Genomic DNA, 18,778 nt, shown 5'->3' with positions numbered 1-18,778 from the left:
CGGGATTGCGCAGTGTGCCTGCAGTAGGATTCCGCGAGACCTACACGGAAGGGGAGGGCGTGAAGATCACGGCGCACGAGGACCGGGCGGTCGCGGCCTGATGTCCACTGTCGAACTGGTTCTGACCGACACCCGGCTGTGGGCGCGCAGCGAGGCCACGCACTGGGACGGCCCGCCGTCGATCGTACCCGCCAGCGACGGCACGAGTTTCGTTGTGGGAGAGGCGTTGCGGCCGCAGTATCCGGCGGTGTCGGTGGTACGGCTGGCGGATGCCGACCGGATCGCCTTCCCGGCCCTGCCGACCCTGGCCGACGCCTTCGCGGTGTTGTTCGGGGCGGTGCTGACCAATCTGCGACTGACCGGCCCGTGCGAGCGGCTCACCGTCCTGGCGCCCTCCGACTGGGGCAGGCGGCGGCGCGCGGCGGTGGAGGCGGCGGCGTCCCGCCTGGTCGCCGACGTGACGGTCGAGCCGCTGGCATTGCGCGCGGTATCGCTCGGCGCGAGTACCGCACAGCATCAGCGGATCGCGGTGCTGGAGCTGAACCCGCTGTCCACCACCGTGACCCTGGTCGGCCGCTCCGGGTCGAACACCTGGATCGACGCGTGCGAGCACGAGCCGACCGTCGGCCTCGCCGACGCGCAGGACGGGCCCGGCTTGGACGCCGTCGGCGCCGTGGTCGCCCGCCTGCTCGCGGGCCAGACACCGACTTACCTTCTGGCCGTGGGGATCTCGGATCCCGCACTGCTGGAGGCGTTGCGCACGGCGATCGCCGGGCAGTGTGGATTTCCGGTCGACGTGCGCCCCGTCGCGGGCACCGAACTCATCCGCGGATCGCAGCCGCTCGGGCACCCCGCGCAGCCGAGCCGCTACGGGCCCGCCGCGCCGCCACCCGTCGAATGGGATGCGCCGCTGCGCGAACACGCCGTCGCCGCCCAGCCGCCCCGATCGCGGCGCACCCTCGTCACCGTCGGCGCGGCGGCAGCGGTGGTCGCCCTCGTCGTGGCGGTGGGGGTGGCGGTGCTGCTGACGCGATCCTCCGGCGGCACGACGGCCGCACCACCCGCCACGCAGCAGGCGGCGCCGCCCACCGCGCGTCCGACGCCGCAGACGTTCGGTCGCGTCCAGACCCCGATCCCCGCCGGCTGGCGCATCGCCTCCCAGAACGACAACCGCGTCGACCTGAGCCCGGACAGCGGTGCGCGCCAACGGATCACGCTCACCCAGAAGGATCTCGCTCCCGGTTCGAGCGTCGACGAGGTCGCCCGCACCCTGGAGGCCCAGATCCAGCGCCGCCCCGCGGGAACGGTGACCGACCTGCGCCGCGACCCCGCCTTCGGCGGCCGCCCCGGCCTGTCCTACGAGGAATTCCCGCCCGACGGCACCACGGTCCGCTGGCAGGTCATCGTGGACTCCGGCCTCCAGGTCAGCGTCGGCTGCCAATACCCTTCGGACAGCTGGCAACCCATAGCCACTCCCTGCGAACAACTGGTCCGCGATATGCGGATCACGCGGTAGGAGATCAGCGGTTCGGGGTGCGCAGCACCAGGACGGTGATCTCGCTGGGGGCGAAGATGCGCAGGGGCGGGCCCCAGAAGCCGGTGCCTCGGCTGGTGTAGAGCTGGGTGTGGTCGCCGTGGCGGCTCAGGCCCGCGACGACGGGCTGGTCGAGGCGGACCAAATAGTGGAACGGCCAGATCTGGCCACCGTGGGTGTGGCCCGAGATCTGGAGTGCGACACCGAATTTCACGGCGTCCGCGATCTGTTTGGGCTGGTGGGCGAGCAGTATCACCGGCAGCGCGGGGTCGGCGCCGGACAGGGCTGCGGGTAGATCGGGGCCGTGCCCGTCCAGCGCGATGCCGGTCGGGTCGTCGATACCGGCGACCACCAGCCGGTCGCCGCCCCGCTCGATGATTCGGTGCCGATTGTGCAGCGGCTCCCAGCCCAGCGACGTCATGACCTCGATCCAGCCGGGCGCATCACCGTAGTACTCGTGGTTGCCGGTGATGTAGAACCGGCCGAGTTCCGCGTCGACCTTGCCCAGCGGCTCCACCTGCGGCCGCCGCCGCACCACCGGGCCGTCCGCGAGATCGCCCGCGTGGCAGGCGATATCGGGCCGCTGCTCGTTGACGACCTCGACCACCCGCTCCGACCACCGCAGCCGATTCAACGCGGCGAAATGCGTATCGGTGACCACCACCATCCGCAGGCCGTCCAGGCCGCGCCCGAGCCCCGGAATCGTCACGTCGACCGTCCGGACCCTCGGCACCCGCCGCGCCTCGACCATCCCCCAGCCGACCAGCCCCGCCCACACCGCCAGCACGCCCACCGCGACAATGCGCGACCGGACCGGATCCTCCACACCCCCGACGATCAACCCCGCCCGCACGACGGCCCCGATCACCGACCAACTGAACAACACCCACACGGCCCCGAGCAGCGTATTCCCCACCACCACGGCCGCATCCGACTGCGCCCGCCCATGCCCGAGCACCATCCCCACAGGCAGACACGCGTACCCCACCAGGAACACCCCGGTCCCACCCCAGAACACCGCCCCCGAACTCGTGGTGTACACCAGCAACCACCACGGCACCAGGAACAACAGAGCGGGAATCCCCAGAAACAGGGCCGCACGCGGAACGTATTTCACCAGACCAACCTACGCGCGGTGCGGCGCACGGCACCCGACCGGCGCTTCAGGTCCCACCGATGATACCCGCGCACTGCACGATCGCCAGGAGCAGACACCAAGCCAACACAGGACCCTTCAGGCTCCGACCAGTTCGGCCCGCAACGGTCCCGAATCGGGGATCCTGTGCCACCACCACGGCGCAGTCGACAAATCCGAATCTGCATACTGGTCGAGAAGTCGACGATCATCGCTCACACTTATCGAACGGAATAGTTCATCGCACTCGTCTACGAGATCCATGATCCTGTTACGCAACGGTTCGGATAGTTGGTCGATACAGTCGGCCAGAAAATCGCGTACAGAGAGCGCCGCCACAAGATCGTAGCCTCCCCAGACACCACGGTCGCCAGGCGATTTGAAGCGATCCGAGTCGATCTTTTCAGTATGCAGCTTCCAACTGACCAACAGATCGAGAACACCGAATGATTTGTAGTCGTTCACTCTGTATCGACATGAGTCCAACTCCTCGAGTTCCGGACCATCGAATTTCGACCGCATCTCTTCGGAATATTTCTCGTTCATGTCACCGGCTCGGGTAGTAGGTGGTGGATCTCCAGGGAACATCGCGGTTTACGATTACCCTGACCCCGTTATAATCGTACCGTACAGAGTTTCCCGCACCGGGTGATGTCTTTCCCTTTTGCAACGTCTCCTCGATCTCCGGCAACGTTGGTCTACCCATTGCGGGGTTATCGCCCCCAGCATGTCCACGCGCGAACTCAGCGATCTCATCGCGGGAGTACCCGGTGCCTTCGAAGTCCTCGTCCGGACCGTCGGAACTGTGTTCGCCGTCTCGACCGTCATCGTCGAGCAGCACCCGCATCACGATGATGCTTTCCAGGGACTTGATGGCGCTGTCCAGGCTGGGGACGGCGTCGAAGGCTTTGATCACGCCGACGGCGCCCGCGGCGGCCGCGGTCAGGCCGACGACTCGGAGCAGGTTGTTGGACTGGTAGACCGTGCGGATGGTGTTGATGGTGTTGGTGACGATCGCCCCGACACCACCGGCACCGGCGGCCGCGCTCCCGCCGAACGTGAACCAGGCGGTAGCGGCAGCGGCGACCACCGTCAGGCCGATGGCCCACTCGGCGGTGGTGATCGACGATTCGATCTTTCCGCGCACGTCCACGGTGCCCGCGTGATACTCGGAAACCGGACCGGCAACGTTCTTCGTCGCGAGAGCCACCTGCTCGGCACCGCCACGCAGTGTATCGAGCCGTTCGAGGATGTGTGGTAGGCCCTGCTTGTCCTCGATGCTGTCGAACAGGCCGATGATCTCGGCGACTCGCCCGGCGGCGCCGGTGACGGTTCCGTTGTCGGCGAACGTCTTCCACACCGACGAGGCCTTCTCGAGCTTCTTCACATCACCGTTCGGCAGCTTGCCGAACTGCTGCAGGATCTCGGCGATCAGCCGGTCGAACAACTCCTTCACACCGCCGCCATGGTCGATGCCGATCCCGTTGTCGCGCACCGAAGTAGGGATCGACACCTGATGAACCGGCAGCTCCTGGAGCGTGGGCCGATGCGGAGGCGGTTTGCTCTTGTTCGCGATCCCGTAGTTGTAACCGGTCGCGTACAGGAGGTATCCGACGTTGGTCAGCGCATCGGCGAGATTCGTGCACGCCTGCATCGCATCGCGGGCGGTCCGATCATAGGTCTGCCCCCACTCCCTGCAGCCCGGAGCGTCTCCCGCCATCCCGCCGCACTCGTTCTTCACGGCATCGTGCACCGGTTTGTCGGCACTGCGGAGGTCGGTGGCCAGATCGTGGCACTTCTTCGCCGCGTCGTAGTAGATCTGCCAGTCGATGTTCAACGGTCACTCCCCCCGCCACATCCTCAGGTTCAGATCGACTGCCCGGGTGTAGCGTTCGTGCGCCTTGCGAGCCGCATCGCTCATCTCGGCGACTCCGTCAGCGAATTCCCTTGCACCCGTCGACCACTCGCGATGCGCCTCGGTATACGCCTGCGCCGCAACGCTTTCCCAGAAACCGCTCAGTCCGGCGACCTTGTCATCGAGCCCGTCGAGGTGATCGCGCACGAAACCGGCCAGGCCGTTGAGGCGGGCGACGACCTGGTCCAGTTGCTCGAGGTCGACCGAGAACTGGGAGCCCATCACATATTCAACCGCGCGACGGACGCTGCCGCATCGGCTTCGGCGGTCTGATAGTTCGCTGCCGTGACGCCCAGCTTTTCGGCGAGGGTCGTCAGTGTCTGCATGAGTTTCGCTCCCCCATCACGGGTTTCGGTCCAACCCTCCGAGAACTCGTCCGCCGCATCCCCGGTCCAGCCGTCGGACAGCATCGAATCGACGTCTTTACCGGCGGACTCGAGTGCCTGCCGCATGGTCTCGGCGATGTTGTAGACGTATCGCCCGATCTCGGCGACCTCCTCGGGAACCACCGAAACGCCCTGCACCGGTCCCGCCGATCCCCCGTCATCGCTCATGCAAGCCGATAGTAGTCCGCGCGGGCACCCGATGCAGACGCTCCGGCCGCCGGCGTGGGGGCGATTCGTTGCATGAACCGAGCGCGAGTGTTACACGCTCGAATCATGTGCAGGCTACAGGCTCGAATGTATTCGTCGCCAATACCTGGATCCGATAACGACGGCATTCCGACCTCCGAAACGTGCTGCACAACAAGGCATCTGGGCATGATCCGGTACTCTGAATGATGCGTGCCCAAGGGGGGCAGCATGAACGGGAGGAACCATGCGGAAGCGGCTGTTTACGGTTGCATTGATGACTGGCGGAATAATTCTCGGGTCCCCAGGACTTTCCTCAGCCGCCTTGGAAGGGCCATTCGAAGGAGAACATGCATGCTTCAAAATACAGCAGTCCACGCCCGATTCGACGGCTTGTTTCGAGCGCCCACAGGGCAGTGGGCAGTGGTACTTCGACGGACCGCTGAGGAATAATCCCTATCTGTAGTTCGGCGACGAACGTGCCCCCTTCGGCGGCCGGCTCGAGCCGCCGCGGGGGCACCTACACCGACACCCCTCCAGGCCTGCCGGCGTTACTGGGCGACCCTGCGGTGAACACGTAGGGTGGGCCGGAGTTGGCGAGAATGGGAGTTACAGGTATGGATGTCGCTGATGCTGTCCGGACCATGGCGCGCCGGTTCGCGGACTTGGCCGGCACCGCAGCGGAGCAGGATCGCAAGGTCACCGGGACGCCGGAGTGGTCGATCGGGGATGTGCTCGGGCATGTGGCGATGGAGCCGTCGCGGTATCACGACCTGGCCCTCGGGCACGGCGATTGGCCCGCACGCGCTGCCGATCTGCCCGCCTTCAATGCCGAGCAGATCCGGACCCTGCCGACCCGCGATCCGCACAAGCTCGCCGAAAAACTTGTCGCGGATACCGATTCGTTCCTGGAGCTGATCGCCGAGGTCGGCGACGAGCCGCGGATGATGATGTTCGACGGCGACCAGCGGATCCGGGCGGACGTGGCGCGCGGAACGCTGCTCGGCGAATACGTCGTCCACGGATACGACATCGCCGAGGTGCTCGGCAAGCCGTGGCCGATCGAGCCGGCGCACGTGCCGATCATCATGGACGGCCTGAACCAGGTGGTCCCGGGGTGGGTGGACCCCGCACAGTCCCTGGGCCACACAGCCACCTACGAGCTCCGCCTGCGCGGCTACTCGCGCTATATCTATCGGTTCGTCGACGGCGTCCTCACCGCAAACCCGGCGGACACCGGCAGAATCGACGTACACATCAGCATGGAACCGGTCACGGCCCTGCTCCTCAACTATCGCCGGATCAATCCGCTGTGGCCGACGTTGACGGGCAAGGTGGGGACTTGGGGCCGCAAGCCGTGGCTGGGTCTGCGATTCGCCGAACGTTTCCTGCCCGCGTGAGCTGATACGCGCAGAGCTGCAAGGAAACCCCAACCCGACTCCAAGTCGATCGGATCACCATGCGGTGGTCCGGTCGGGTATCGCCGAGGCGGAAACTCGGGTCGTCACATGCCCTCGACGTGTGATTGCTCGATCCTGACCTGGACCGGCTTCTGAAGTAGGATGCCGCGAGATACACACGAGAAGGGGGAGGGCGTGAAGCTCGCCGCGAGATCAGCGATGGCTCGGACAACGTCTGCCTTGATCACGGCGGGACTGGTGGTCGCCGCAGTAGGAGCGTGCGGTTCGGACAAGACCGGCGATCCGGCTCCGGCCGGGCCGGACGTGTCCAACCTCGACGTCGGCAACTATCAGACCACACCACGGGTTGTCGGCAACGCGAAGAACTTCAAGCAGGCACGGGTGCGCGAATCCCAGCGTCTCGCCGATTATGTCGCGCTGCCGTTCGAGGCCGACCCGACCTACGTCAAGGACAACACCAACGGTATCCGGCCGCACATCGTCCTCAACCGAAAAGGCATGGGCGACCTCGTCATCAACGACACATTCGACGATGTCGCCAAGGACCTTCTCGCCGGCTGGACCAACCGATGGTCCACTCAGGAAACCCCGGACCACAAGGACCGCACACTCAGCATCGCGGTCATGGAGTTCCCGGACGCCAAGACGGCCGCGAGCGTGGGTCCCACTCTCGAGAACGACGACTTCACGTTCACACCGGACAACCAACCGGTCCCGATCGCGAAATACCCGAATACCAAAGCACACTGGCGGCCGACGGTCTCCTCGATCGGGTCATGGACAGCGCACGACCGGTACGTCATCTTCATCAAGGTCGACGACGATACGTCCGCACCCGATCTGCCTGCACTGTCGGCGCAGGTCGAACGCATGCTGGACGTACAGATTCCGCTGCTCGACAAGTTCCAGCCCACGCCGGCGGACAAGCTTGCGAATATTCCTCTCGACCCGGACGGTCTGCTCGGGCGCACCTTGCCCACTAATCCGGAGACGCCATGGCGGCCGGATCCCGACGGAACCTACGCAGGCCGCGGTGTCATGGCGGGTCTCGACTCGGACCCGAGCCTCGACTTTCTCACCATCGGCGACCTGGATCTGGTCGCCTACGGCGATGCGACGGTCTTCCGAAGCAGGACCGACCAGGGCGCGCAGGCACTCTGGCAGAAATGGACACAGTCCGAGGACACGGAGAACCGGCAGTCGGTCGAGGCGCCGAAAGGTGTCGACACCGAAATCCGGTGTTCAACCGATAAGCCGAATTCGAATTATCCCGAATACCAGGGAATCAAGCTGTGCATGTTCAAAACAGGTCGGTATCTCGTGCAAGCCGTCGCTAGGCAGATCCAGGATCTGCATCAGAAGATCCTGGCTCAGTACACGCTCCTCCAGGCTCGGTGATCCACAGTGCAGACGCAAGGCTCTCCTATGAATCGGAAGCGCATCGGCGCTCTCGCCGCCGTCGCCGTATTTTCCGTGCTCACCTCGGCTTGCGGAGCCTCGAGCTCCGGACATGCAATCCCCGGAATGACCCCCGCTAACACCGCGAAGCTGAATATCGGTCCCTACGCAGGCGCACCCAGTGATTACGAACCGGAAATAAGCATGAGTTCGGATGTCTTTCCGATCGAGTCACGACGTCTCATGGGAATACTCATCTCTCCGGACGAGATCGATCCGGAGATGAGTAAATTGGCAGAAACGAAGATCATCGAAGACAGCAGTTCGATATTCGATGACACCAGCGGCGTCCTGCCGAGCAGTTTCAAGCCCGTTGCCGAGCGGAACCATCTCATCGGCGGCGCCTATACTGCGCGGAGTAACGGAAGTCGTCGCAGCGAGAAGTTCTTGGCCGTCGCGGTGATGCGCTTCCCTACCGACTCCGCCGCACAGGCCGCCGCAGCCGAGTTCGACCAGGACACGTACGGCAGGAGCCCGAACCGCCATCCGATACCGATCGATGGCCACACCACCAATACGCATTCCGGGTCGTCGACCGACGCGGTGGGCACCGTGTTTGCCGCACACGGACCTCATGTCATCGTCACATCATTGACAATTCCGAAACCCGACCAGGCCGCACTGGGCGTCGGACTGAAGAAGGTCCTGGATATGCAGGTCGCCAGGCTGAACACGACGCAGCCCACCGCTCCGGACGATATCCTCGATCTTCCGCAGAATCCCGCTGGAATCATGCGATATGCACTCCAGCTACCCGATAAGATTTACGACGCCTCGCTGACGGAGAATACCGTCGGGTACTATGACCCCGCTGGGGATCTCCACTTCGAGCGGGATGCCACCGGCCTGCGAAAAGCATTCGCGGAAAATGGAGTAGACCTGGTGGCGAGAAACGACGGTGTCGTATATCGTACACGCGACCTGGAGTCCGCATTCAAATTACAGGCGGCCCTGACGAGACTCGGGCGAGACGATGAGGAGGTCCCGAACCCGCCCGGAGTCACGGATGCTCATTGCATCAAGCTCGACGATAAGGAACCCATCCGCGATCACACCTTCATCTGTGCGGTTGTCTACGGTCGCTATGTGGGAGTCATCAGCGCGCAGAGCAAGCTGTCCGGTGCTGTGGATCCGGCCTTTTATCAGCGGGCCGCCGCTCAATACTCGATACTTACCAAGAGCGAATAGCGACTTGCATATGACTCGAAAGTTATTTTCTCGGAAGACACGCGGTGGCCGCACCCTCAGCGGGTTCGCTGTCACAATTTCCCTCGCGGTCACCGCCGCCATTGCGGTTGGATGCGGAGAATCGACGTCCGACTCGTCCGCCGTGGACATTGCGAAACTCGATTCGGGGAACTACCCCACAGCACCGCAAGACATGGAGACGGTAAAAGACGATGCCTCGGGTGCCGTACAGGAGTCCATCCGAATGGCGGAACATATTCCGTTGATGCTCGATATCGATAGCCGGTTGGTCTACGGGCGAAGTTTCGTCACACATGCCTATACCGCCAAGTATCCGCCGTCCATGGACTCCAAGGGCGTTAAATTCAAAGACGCAGCACCCGGGTTGATTGCGGGTTGGAGCACCTTCGGAAATCGACGCTCAGGGAATCAGCCCGGCACGAAGGTCGAGTTCAAGCTGTTGCGATTCGACACGAATGAACATGCAGCTAACGCGGCAAAGGCAATGGCGGAGGACTCGAATGCGGTATACCCCGCCAAGATGCCACTGACCGTCAACGGCTACCCCATGTCTTCGGCGTTCCTGAGCCAGTACGATTCGGTAAAAACGTGGACACCTCACGACAACTTCGTCGCCGAGACGTATATCAGTAACAATATGGCGACTCCGCCGGACCCCGCACCCCTGCTCGACCTGACCAAGAGAATGCTGGACAAGCAATTCGAATTGTTGAAGGGTTACAAGCCCACGCCCGCCGACAAGCTTTCCGAAGTTCCTGCGGATATCGATGGGCTCTTGGGCAAGACGATTCCATCGGACAAGCCGACGGTAACGACCGGCGTATACACGTCCCACGCGGCATTGCATCGGCAGACACAGCCCGATTCGATCAAGCGAGCCTTCGAGGATGCTGATGTCGATCTTGTCGCCGAGCGAGGAAGCATTTTATTTCGCACCGCGAACTCAGCTGCCGCGAAGCGGCTACTCGCCGCTTACCTCGCTCAAGGCGTGGATAGATACGAAGCGATGGACAGCCCACCCGGGTTGCCTGATACCAGGTGCTCGAGAACCAAGGACGAGAGCGCGGCCGACTCCAAGTACCGGTGCTTCCTATCTCACGATCGCTATGTAGCTCTGGTGCCTTCGGAACAACCTCAGGACCTCTACCAGAAGACCGCTGCACAGTACAAACTACTGGCAGGAGGATAGTCGTCCGACGGGACCGGTCGATTACCACTGCCCCCCTTGCTAGATTCTGAACACCAACCGGTGCCTGTAAGGGCACCAGATATGCACGTAGGAGGATCGGATGCCGTTGCAGCCCGGTGCGATGATCGGTGGCTACCGGGTGATTCAGGTGCTCGGCAGTGGCGGCATGGGCACCGTCTACCTGGCGCAGAACCCCATCCTCCCCCGTCGTGACGCGTTGAAGGTGCTCAGCGCAGATCTCTCGACCGATCCCGAGTTCCGCGCGAGATTCGAGCGGGAGGCGAATCTCGCGGCCGGACTGGATCATCCGAGCATCGTGAAGGTGTACAGCCGCGGCGAAGAGGACGGCCAGCTCTGGATCGCCATGCAGTACGTCCAGGGGACCGACGCCGCAGAGGAAGTGGCCAAGGGACCCGCCGCCATGCCTCCGCAGCGCGCCCTGCGAATCGTCACCGAGGTCGGCAAGGGTCTGGACTACGCCCACCGGCGCGGACTGCTGCATCGTGACATCAAGCCGGCGAATTTCCTGCTCTCCGCCTCGGATGACGACGACGAGGAGCGGGTATATCTCACCGACTTCGGCGTGGCCAAGTCGGCGGAGGACGGCCAGGATCTCACCTCGACCGGCAACTTCATGGCGACGGTGGCCTACGCCCCGCCGGAGCAGCTGCTGGGCGAACGCCTCGACCATCATGCCGACATCTACAGCCTGGGATGTTCCCTCGTCAAGCTCCTGACCGGCCAAAACCCATACCCTGCAACGGTTCCGGCGATGGTCATGATGGGCCACCTCCATGAGCCGCCGCCCAGGGTGAGCATGCTCCGCTCGGGACTTCCGCCGGCGTTGGACGACGTCATCGCGCGCGTCATGGCCAAGAACCCGGCCGAGCGCTACAACAGCTGCCGGGAGTTCACGCAGGCGGCCGAGATCGCATTGATGGGTGCCAGTGCCCAGTACCGTTCGCCCGCAACGGGATACACGACACCACCACACAGCTACCCCGTCGCTCCGCAGGTGGAATACAACTACACGCAGCCCACACGCGGAACGACCGGACCACGGCTCGCGGCCACGACGCCGAACCTGAACAACCTGACACCCCGGCGATCCCGTTCACGAAAGTTCCTGGTGCCGGGACTGGCTGCCCTGGTGGTCGCCGTGGCGGTCGCCGCCGGAACATATTTCCTCACCAACGACGGTGCTCAACCATCCTCGACCGACAAGGTCGCCCAGGCCAAGAGCAGCCATCCGCAGTTCGACGGCAAGTCCGTCGTCGCTCTCCGGTATACGAACTCCGCCGCCTCGATTGATCTCGATCCCAGTGACCAGACCGACTTTCTACAGGATCTCGGGTTCCGATACAGCCCCGACTATCGCGCCACCGCCGGTGAGAAATCACCTCGGCAGCTCTCGATGAGCAATATCGATATCAAGAAAGTCGATGTCATTGTCATCCTGCGATCCGACAGCCAGGCAGGCAATGGCGGGATGCGAGGTCTGCCCAGTGCTCTCTTGGGGACATCTGCGAAGATCGCGATCGTCGACGATCCGTCCGCAATCCAGGCTTACCAGGTCTGGACCGATCAATCGGTCGATACCCTGGTCGACAAGATGGTTCCCGCCCTCGCCAAGGTTGTCACCTAGACTGAATCGGCACTCTTCGGCAAATAAATGAAGCGGCTGGTCGGCAATATCAGATTGCCAACCAGCCGCTATCGCACCGAGGGGCGCGCTTACGTTTAAGCGCCGAACCCTCCGGCCAGCGATGCATCCAGCGCGAGGGCTTCATCCATCGCAGACTGAGATACATTGATCAGGTCCTGCAGCTTGGTCAAGGTATCCGAGAATTCGTTCATCCAAGCCTTGTGCGCGGCATCGAAATTGTCCGCAGCCTTACCCCGCCAAATAGCCATCAGTTCCGCAGCGGCCTGCTGGATATCCTGATTATCGGTCGTCAGCTTGGCGTGCGACCCCCGCAGATCACCAAGTCCGGGAACGATGATAGCCGGGTTGTACTTGGTAAAACCCATTATTCCTACTCCGTTCTATATGAGAGAAAGTCGATTCGACCTGATCAGGAGCCCATGTTCAGCCGAGCGATGTTGCTGCTGCTGTCGCTCTGGGCCGCATTGGTCTGCTTGACCACGGTCTGGAGGTGCTCCCGCATGGCATCGATCTTGGCGTTCAGCTTCAGGCCTTCCTGCTGCCAGCTGTCGGCGACCCCGGAGAAGGCGACATAGGCATCGCCTTCCCAGCCGGCCTTCATCTCCTGAGCTTTCGCGGTCACCGCGTTGACCTGGCTGCGGATCTGCTCGATCGAATTCATGACCTTCTGAGCAGCGCTGGAGATCGCCGCATCATCCTGTTCCATTGCCTGGGTCATATCCCCTAGCCCCTCTCTACGTTCTCTTCGGATCGAGTCGACTCACGACTTGGCACATCGATCCCCTACATATCGATTCGACGCACGGTGCACGTCGTTGGTTCCATCGGCTCCCACAAGTTTCGGAACCCCGGGAGAGCACCGGCCACCGCAACAGCTGACGTCATGCGGCCCGGGCAGAGTCCCACCCCCCTTCCTCGCTTCCGTACGACACCGGCCCGCGAGCCTGGTCGACTAGCTCATTAGAGTACACGGCCGAGCAAGCCCCTATCAGGCCTGCGATCGTGCACTCCGACCGAGTCATTGCCCCGGGCTCCACGCCGCCTGGAACAGGTCGTTGCCGGCCCGAGTGATGAGCGTGCCGCGGCCGGGTGGCATCTCGCTCGGCCGCACATTGCCGAGCAGTTGGCCCTCGTCGCGATTGCCGCTCATGATCAAGCCGATGGCGCCGACATCGCGCATTCGGGAGATCACCGGGTCGTACATCGCGCGGGAGGCGCCGCCCGAGCGGCGGGCCACGATCAGGTGGAATCCGAGATCTTTTGCGTGCGCCAGGAATTCGACCAGGACGGCGACCGGATTGCCGGAGGAGGTGACCACCAGGTCGTAATCGTCCACGACCACATAGACGTCGGGGCCCGACCACCACGAGCGATCGCGCAATTGCTGCTGGGTGATGTCCGGACCGGGCATGCGGTCTTTGAAGAGTGCGGCCAGCTGCTGTGCCAGCGATGTCAGCACTTCCTCCGAGGGCGCGTACCCCGCGAGGTGTTCGGTTTCGATCAGCCCCAGCATCGTGCGCCGGTAGTCGGCCAGCACGATCTTGGCCTGGTCCGGCCGGTTGGATTGGATGATGCCCTGGACGATCGTGCGGAGCAGGTTCGTCTTGCCGCTCTCGCTGTCGCCGAAGGCCAGGAAGTGCGACTGCTCTTCGAAATTGAAGAACACCGGGGCCAGTTCGGATTCGTTCAGGCCGACCGGGATCTGCGCATTCTTGCGGCTCGGGTCGAGGGTGGCGGGCCAGCCGTTGAGCGATTGCAGCAGTTGATCCCGCGTGAACGTATCCGGCAGCATCCGGACCTTCGGCGCCGGACGTCCCGGCGTCCGGGCGGCGATATCACTGACGGCGGCGGCCACTCCGGTGCTCAGGTCCACCGGGTTCGAGCTGCCGTCGACCCGCGGCAGGGCGGTCAGCATGTGCAGGGCTTCGGGCGTCATACCGCGGCCCGGCCTGCCCTGCGGAACCAGCGCGGCGACCTTGCGGCCGAAGTCGGAGTCCATCGGGTCACCGAGTCGCAGCTCGATGCGGGTGCCGATCTGATCCTTCAGCGCGGGGCGCGCCTCCATCCAGCGCGACAGCGACAGGACCACGTGCACGCCGTATGACAGGCCCTGCGTGGCCAGGCTGGTGATCAGCGGTTCGAGCGGATCGAAATCCGTGCGGATCGAGCCGTAGCCGTCGATGACCAGGAAGACATCGCCGAACGGATCCTCGTGCACGCCGGCCACGCCCGGGCTGGAACCCGGATCGGAGGCCCGCATCCTGCGGAACTCCGACATCGACTCGACACCCAGCTGGCGGAACCGCAGCTCGCGCTGGCGGACGATGGTCTGCATCTCGGAGATCGTGCGGCGCACCTTGTCGACCTCGAGGCGGCTCGCCACCGAACCCACGTGCGGCAGGCTCTCGAGGCTCGCCAGCGTGCCACCGCCGAAGTCCAGGCAGTAGAACTGCACCTGCTCGGCGGTGTGGGTCAGCGACATCGCCATGATCATCGAGCGCAGGGCGGTCGACTTACCGGACTGCGGGCCGCCGACGATGGCGACATTGCCGCGCGAGCCGGACAGGTCGACGATGTACGGATCGCGGCGCTGGTCATAGGGGCGGTCGACGATGCCGATGGGCGCGCGCAGCGAAGCGACCTGGTTGTACTCGCCGGTGAGGATCGAGCGCGGAATGAGCTGATCCAGGGTGGGCGCCGCGTCCAGCGGCGGCAGCCAGATCTCGTGGGCACGGCGACCGTGGCCCTGGATGCGCGACACCAGCATGTCGAGGTTGGAGATCTTCTCGCCCTCGTCCTTGGGCTGCTCGACCACCACCGACTCCTGCGGCAGCGGAAGCCGATCGCTGGCACGGAAATTCACGTGGCCGGCGGAGAAGGCGCGAGCATTGATATCGATCTCGCCGCCCGCGATGCCGGCCTGGGTGACCTCGCGCTGCGCACCGCCACCGACGTAGGTGCCGGACACGTACGACGCCTGGAAGCGCCGGATCTCGCCGTCGCCGGCCTTCAGGTATCCACCACCCGGGCTGGACGGCAGATTGTAGGCGTCGGGAACGCCCAGCACCTGACGAGACTCGTTGGCGGAGAACGTCTTCAGGCCGATTCGATAGGACAGGTGGGTCTCCAGACCCTTCAGCTTGCCCTCTTCCAGGCGCTGCGAGGCCAGCAGCAGGTGCACGTGCAGCGAGCGGCCCAGCCGGCCGATCATGACGAACAGCTCCGCGAAATCCGGGTGCTGCGAGAGCAGTTCGGAGAACTCGTCGAGCACCACGAACAGCGCGGGCAGCGGGTCCAGGTCGGCACCGGCGGCGCGGGCCTTCTCGTACTCGCCGACATTGGCGAAGTTACCGGCCGAGCGCAGCACCTCCTGGCGGCGGTTCATCTCACCGGCCAGCGCGTCCTTCATGCGGTCGACGAGGTCGGCCTCTTCCTCCAGGTTGGTGATGACGGCCGCCACGTGCGGCACGTCGTCCAGGCCGAGGAAGGTGGCACCACCCTTGAAGTCGACGAGGACCAGGTTCAGCTGGTCGGGCGAGTGCGTCGCCAGCTGCGAAAGCACCAGGGTGCGAAGGAATTCCGACTTACCGGAACCGGTGGCGCCGATGCACAGGCCGTGCGGGCCCATGCCGTTCTCCGCGGCCTCCTTGATGTCCAGGTACACCGGCAGCCCGTCGGCACCCACGCCGAACGGGACGCGCAGGCGCTCCCGGCCGTAGCGGGGCTTCCAGGCGTACTCCGGATTGAACGTGCCGATGTCGCCGAGGCCCATCAGCTGCGACCACGACGAGATGACCTCCGCGCTCTCCTCGGCCGCCACGTCGCTGCCGCGCTGCACGGCCACCCGGAACGGGGCCAGGCGGCGCGCCACCTGCTCGGCCTGGCGGGCGCTGATCCGGTCGATCAGCGCGAAGCGCTCCATATTGCCGGTGGCGCCGCGGCCGACGCATTCGCCGTTCTCGACCACCATCTGGATGCCGCGCGAAACCGCCAGGCGCGGAGCGTAATTGCACAGATCGATGACGGTGACGCCCTCGTAGCCGGACTCCCGCAGGCTGTCCTCTTCGGCCTCCAGCAGGCCGCCGTCGACCACGATGATGATGTGCACCAGGTTCTGGTTGGCCGGTTGATTACGCGAGTACCGAACCCGGTTGTGCAGCAGCGGATTCAGACCCGCGGCCATCTCGCGAACCGAGCCGTACACCATGCGCTCGGTACCGACGCCGTCCTGCGATTCGGGATGCTGGGTGTGCGGGAGCCACTTGGTCCACTCCCACTCGCGCATCGTGTCGGCACCGCACACCACCGCCAGCAGCACCTGGTCCGGCGCCTGGAACATGCACAGCTGCAACAGCATTGCGCGCGTCATGTCCCGGGCCTGGGTGCGGTCGCCGTTCAGTTGGATGGTGGCGAAGCCCTTCACCGCGATCGCGGTCGGCAGGTCCACCACGGTGGAGTGGGTGCGCACGAACCGGCGCAGCGAGACCGCGGCGATCGGCTCCAGCTCCTCGACCGGGCCGGTCTCCGGGGAGACCAGGCGCGTCGCCAGCCGCTGGCCGCCCAGGCCGATGCGGGCGTGGCAGAAGTCCTTGTCGCCGGGGCGCCGCTCCCACATGCGGCTGGTGCCCGCCAGCATCCAGACCAGGCCGGGCTCCGGGTGGCTCCACTCGACGGCCTCACGCTGCTGTTTGGCGGTCTCGTCGACATCCTTGCGGACCTGATCGAGATAGCGCAGGTAGTCCTTGCGGTCCTCGTTGGCCTCCGCCGCCTTCTGGCCCTTCCCGCCCTGACCGGCGAACATGCCGACCATCGAGAAGACCATCATCATCGGGAACATCATGCTCATCGGGTTGGAGGCGATGCCCCCGCCCTGCGTGAACAGCAGGGCCATCATCCCGACCATGCCGACGATCATCACGACCGGCATGAGCTTCTGGATCAGACTGCCCGGTACCGCGCGCGGAATCTCCGGCGGCGGCTGCAAAGTGACCTCGCCACCGGGCGATCTCGGGACCTCCCGGCGTTGACGGCGTTGGAACCGGACGGTGCTCATCGACGGAAGATCCCCCTTCGCGACAGTGCTAGCGGCCTCAGTGTAGAGCGCACTGCCGACATGACGTACAGTTCGGAGGCATTCTGCACGGACCGGCCGCGCGACCGCAAACCGGGGCGGATGCGGAAACCCGAGGTAGAGACGGAGTTGGGGGAAGCGTGACGCACGCGCGACTGGAACATATCGAAGAGGATTCGAGCCGCGGGATCGTCCGGGCACCCGATCTTGCCCGCGTAACCATCCTGGCCAAACACACCCAGGTGGACATGGCCATTCCGGTCGACGTCCCGGTCGCGCTCGTCATTCCCAGCGTCGTCGACATGGTCGCGCAGCACAGCCGGCACAACGACTTCGACAACTCCGGTGAACAGTTCCAGCCCGCGGAATGGGTGCTGGCGCGCATCGGGCAGCCGCCGTTCTCCAATTCGCTCAGCCTGGGTGAGCAGGGCGTGCGCGACGGCGAACTGCTGATGCTGGAGAGCGCCGACCACGTGGCGCCGACGCCGCTGTTCGACGACATCATGTACAACGTCGCGATCGCCGACGCCGACCACTTCCGCACCTGGTCGCCGGGGGTAGCGCGCATCACCGGCTCGGTCATCGCCGTGCTGACCATGCTCGTCGGCTGCGCCGGGCTGCTCACCGCGCCGGACGCGCTGTCGGGCTATATCACCGGGTCGATCGCCGCGTTCATCGCCATTCTGCTGGTCGTTGCCGCGACCGTGCTGAGCCGGATGTACGGCGATCGCGCCACGGCGCTGATCCTCGGCGGCTGCGCGCTGCCCGCCGCGTTCACCGCGGGCATGCTGCTGGTTCCCGACCACTACGGATGGGCGAACATCCTGTTGGGGGCGGTCCTCGTCGGGGCGACCTCGATCCTCGCGTGGCGGGTCAGCGGGGTGGGCCTGGCGCTGTTCATCGGCACCACCACGCTGTCGGTGTTCGCCGTTCCCGCCGCCATCGTGGGGCTGCTGACGTCGCAGCCGGTGAAGGCCATCGGCGCCGTCGCCGCCGCGCTCGCGCTGGCGGGCCTGTCGCTGTCGCCGCGGGTCTCGATGCTGCTGTCCAAGCTGCCGCTGCCGCCGGTGCCCTCGCCGGGCACGCCGATCGATCCCACCGAGGACGATCCGGACGACCACCGGGCGCTGCCGACCATGGAGGCGTTGCGCGCGAAATCCGAACGCGCACGGATGTATCTGGCCGGACTGGTCACCGCGACGACACTGGTAACGGTCGTCGGCGTGCTGGCCGCCACCGACCCGGGCGCCGACGACCCGTTCTGGCCCGGAGTGGCGCTCGCGCTGGTGGGCGCGATCGTGCTGATGTTCCGCAGCCGCACCTACGCCGGTGCCGAACAGGCCGTCGTGCTGCTCGGCGGCGGCGCCACCATCCTGCTGGCCATGATGATCGCGGCCGCGCTCACGATGGATCAGCCGCTGGCGGTGTTCGGTGCCGCGATGGTGATGCTGATCGGCGCGCTGATCCTCGGCCTGATCGTGCCCAACCAGTCCGCCACCCCGCCGATGCGCCGGGCCGTCGAACTGCTGGAGTACGCCTTCGTGGCCGCGGTGATACCGCTGGTGTTCTGGGTGGCCGAGCTGTACACGCTGATTCGTTCGCTGTAGC

Annotated in this window: 15 protein-coding genes; 7 read left to right on the top strand and 8 right to left on the bottom strand. The window is 64.9% G+C overall.

All coding sequences use genetic code 11. The annotated features are described in order from the left end of the window. Positions 1 to 100 precede the first annotated feature (100 nt). The gene (locus NM1_RS17225; RefSeq protein WP_068020728.1) at positions 101 to 1,516 is read left to right on the top strand and encodes a type VII secretion-associated protein; all 1,416 of its coding nucleotides are present in this window, start codon (positions 101 to 103) and stop codon (positions 1,514 to 1,516) included. A gap of 4 nt (positions 1,517 to 1,520) precedes the next feature. Here the strand turns inward: NM1_RS17225 and NM1_RS17220 are convergent, their stop codons facing one another. The 5 genes from NM1_RS17220 to NM1_RS17200 all read right to left on the bottom strand — a co-directional run bounded on the left by NM1_RS17220 (position 1,521) and on the right by NM1_RS17200 (position 5,138). After that, complete coding sequence (locus NM1_RS17220; protein ID WP_068020727.1) at positions 1,521 to 2,651, bottom strand: metallophosphoesterase; 1,131 nt, start codon at positions 2,649 to 2,651, stop codon at positions 1,521 to 1,523. Between the two features lie 117 nt (positions 2,652 to 2,768). Continuing rightward, complete coding sequence (locus NM1_RS17215; RefSeq protein WP_068020725.1) at positions 2,769 to 3,215, bottom strand: hypothetical protein; 447 nt, start codon at positions 3,213 to 3,215, stop codon at positions 2,769 to 2,771. A 1-nt stretch (position 3,216) separates the two neighbouring features. Then, positions 3,217 to 4,422 (bottom strand): hypothetical protein, encoded by a 1,206-nt coding sequence (locus NM1_RS17210; protein WP_255286196.1) that lies wholly within the window; start codon positions 4,420 to 4,422, stop codon positions 3,217 to 3,219. A gap of 87 nt (positions 4,423 to 4,509) precedes the next feature. After that, positions 4,510 to 4,806 carry a WXG100 family type VII secretion target gene (locus tag NM1_RS17205; protein WP_068020721.1) on the bottom strand — a complete coding sequence of 99 codons (297 nt, stop codon included), beginning with the start codon at positions 4,804 to 4,806 and terminating at the stop codon, positions 4,510 to 4,512. After that, positions 4,806 to 5,138: a WXG100 family type VII secretion target gene (locus NM1_RS17200; RefSeq protein ID WP_068020719.1), complete on the bottom strand. Its 333-nt coding sequence runs from the start codon at positions 5,136 to 5,138 to the stop codon at positions 4,806 to 4,808. Before NM1_RS17200 ends, NM1_RS17205 begins: the two co-directional genes overlap by 1 nt. 635 nt (positions 5,139 to 5,773) lie before the next feature. Between NM1_RS17200 and NM1_RS17195 the strand changes: the two genes are divergently transcribed. The 5 genes from NM1_RS17195 (at position 5,774) to NM1_RS17175 (ending at position 12,078) form a co-directional block, all read left to right on the top strand. Next, positions 5,774 to 6,556 (top strand): maleylpyruvate isomerase N-terminal domain-containing protein, encoded by a 783-nt coding sequence (locus NM1_RS17195; RefSeq protein WP_114699462.1) that lies wholly within the window; start codon positions 5,774 to 5,776, stop codon positions 6,554 to 6,556. A 195-nt stretch (positions 6,557 to 6,751) separates the two neighbouring features. Continuing rightward, complete coding sequence (locus tag NM1_RS17190) at positions 6,752 to 7,975, top strand: DUF7373 family lipoprotein (RefSeq protein ID WP_068020913.1); 1,224 nt, start codon at positions 6,752 to 6,754, stop codon at positions 7,973 to 7,975. Positions 7,976 to 8,002: 27 nt separating this feature from the next. Continuing rightward, entirely contained in the window at positions 8,003 to 9,223 is a 1,221-nt protein-coding gene (locus tag NM1_RS17185) for a DUF7373 family lipoprotein (RefSeq protein ID WP_147288899.1), read from the top strand. Between the two features lie 10 nt (positions 9,224 to 9,233). Beyond that, positions 9,234 to 10,433: a DUF7373 family lipoprotein gene (locus NM1_RS42325; protein ID WP_147288898.1), complete on the top strand. Its 1,200-nt coding sequence runs from the start codon at positions 9,234 to 9,236 to the stop codon at positions 10,431 to 10,433. A gap of 100 nt (positions 10,434 to 10,533) precedes the next feature. Then, positions 10,534 to 12,078, top strand: coding sequence for a serine/threonine-protein kinase (locus tag NM1_RS17175; protein ID WP_068020713.1), 1,545 nt, complete (start codon positions 10,534 to 10,536; stop codon positions 12,076 to 12,078). A 95-nt stretch (positions 12,079 to 12,173) separates the two neighbouring features. Here NM1_RS17175 and NM1_RS17170 read toward each other — a convergent pair whose 3' ends face one another. The 3 genes from NM1_RS17170 to eccCa form a co-directional block, all read right to left on the bottom strand. Next, positions 12,174 to 12,464, bottom strand: a complete 291-nt coding sequence (locus tag NM1_RS17170) for a WXG100 family type VII secretion target (protein ID WP_068020711.1) — start codon at positions 12,462 to 12,464, stop codon at positions 12,174 to 12,176. Between the two features lie 44 nt (positions 12,465 to 12,508). Continuing rightward, positions 12,509 to 12,817: a WXG100 family type VII secretion target gene (locus tag NM1_RS17165; protein WP_068020709.1), complete on the bottom strand. Its 309-nt coding sequence runs from the start codon at positions 12,815 to 12,817 to the stop codon at positions 12,509 to 12,511. A gap of 300 nt (positions 12,818 to 13,117) precedes the next feature. Further along, positions 13,118 to 17,152, bottom strand: coding sequence for a type VII secretion protein EccCa (eccCa, locus tag NM1_RS17160; protein WP_068020708.1), 4,035 nt, complete (start codon positions 17,150 to 17,152; stop codon positions 13,118 to 13,120). A 158-nt stretch (positions 17,153 to 17,310) separates the two neighbouring features. Here eccCa and eccD point away from each other — a divergent pair, with 158 nt between their 5' ends. After that, complete coding sequence (gene eccD, locus NM1_RS17155) at positions 17,311 to 18,777, top strand: type VII secretion integral membrane protein EccD (RefSeq protein ID WP_068020706.1); 1,467 nt, start codon at positions 17,311 to 17,313, stop codon at positions 18,775 to 18,777. Position 18,778 lies beyond the last annotated feature (1 nt).

This window comes from Nocardia mexicana NBRC 108244, assembly GCF_001613165.1.
GTDB classification, from domain to species: domain Bacteria; phylum Actinomycetota; class Actinomycetes; order Mycobacteriales; family Mycobacteriaceae; genus Nocardia; species Nocardia mexicana.
This window is presented reverse-complemented; position numbering and strand designations above follow the sequence as displayed.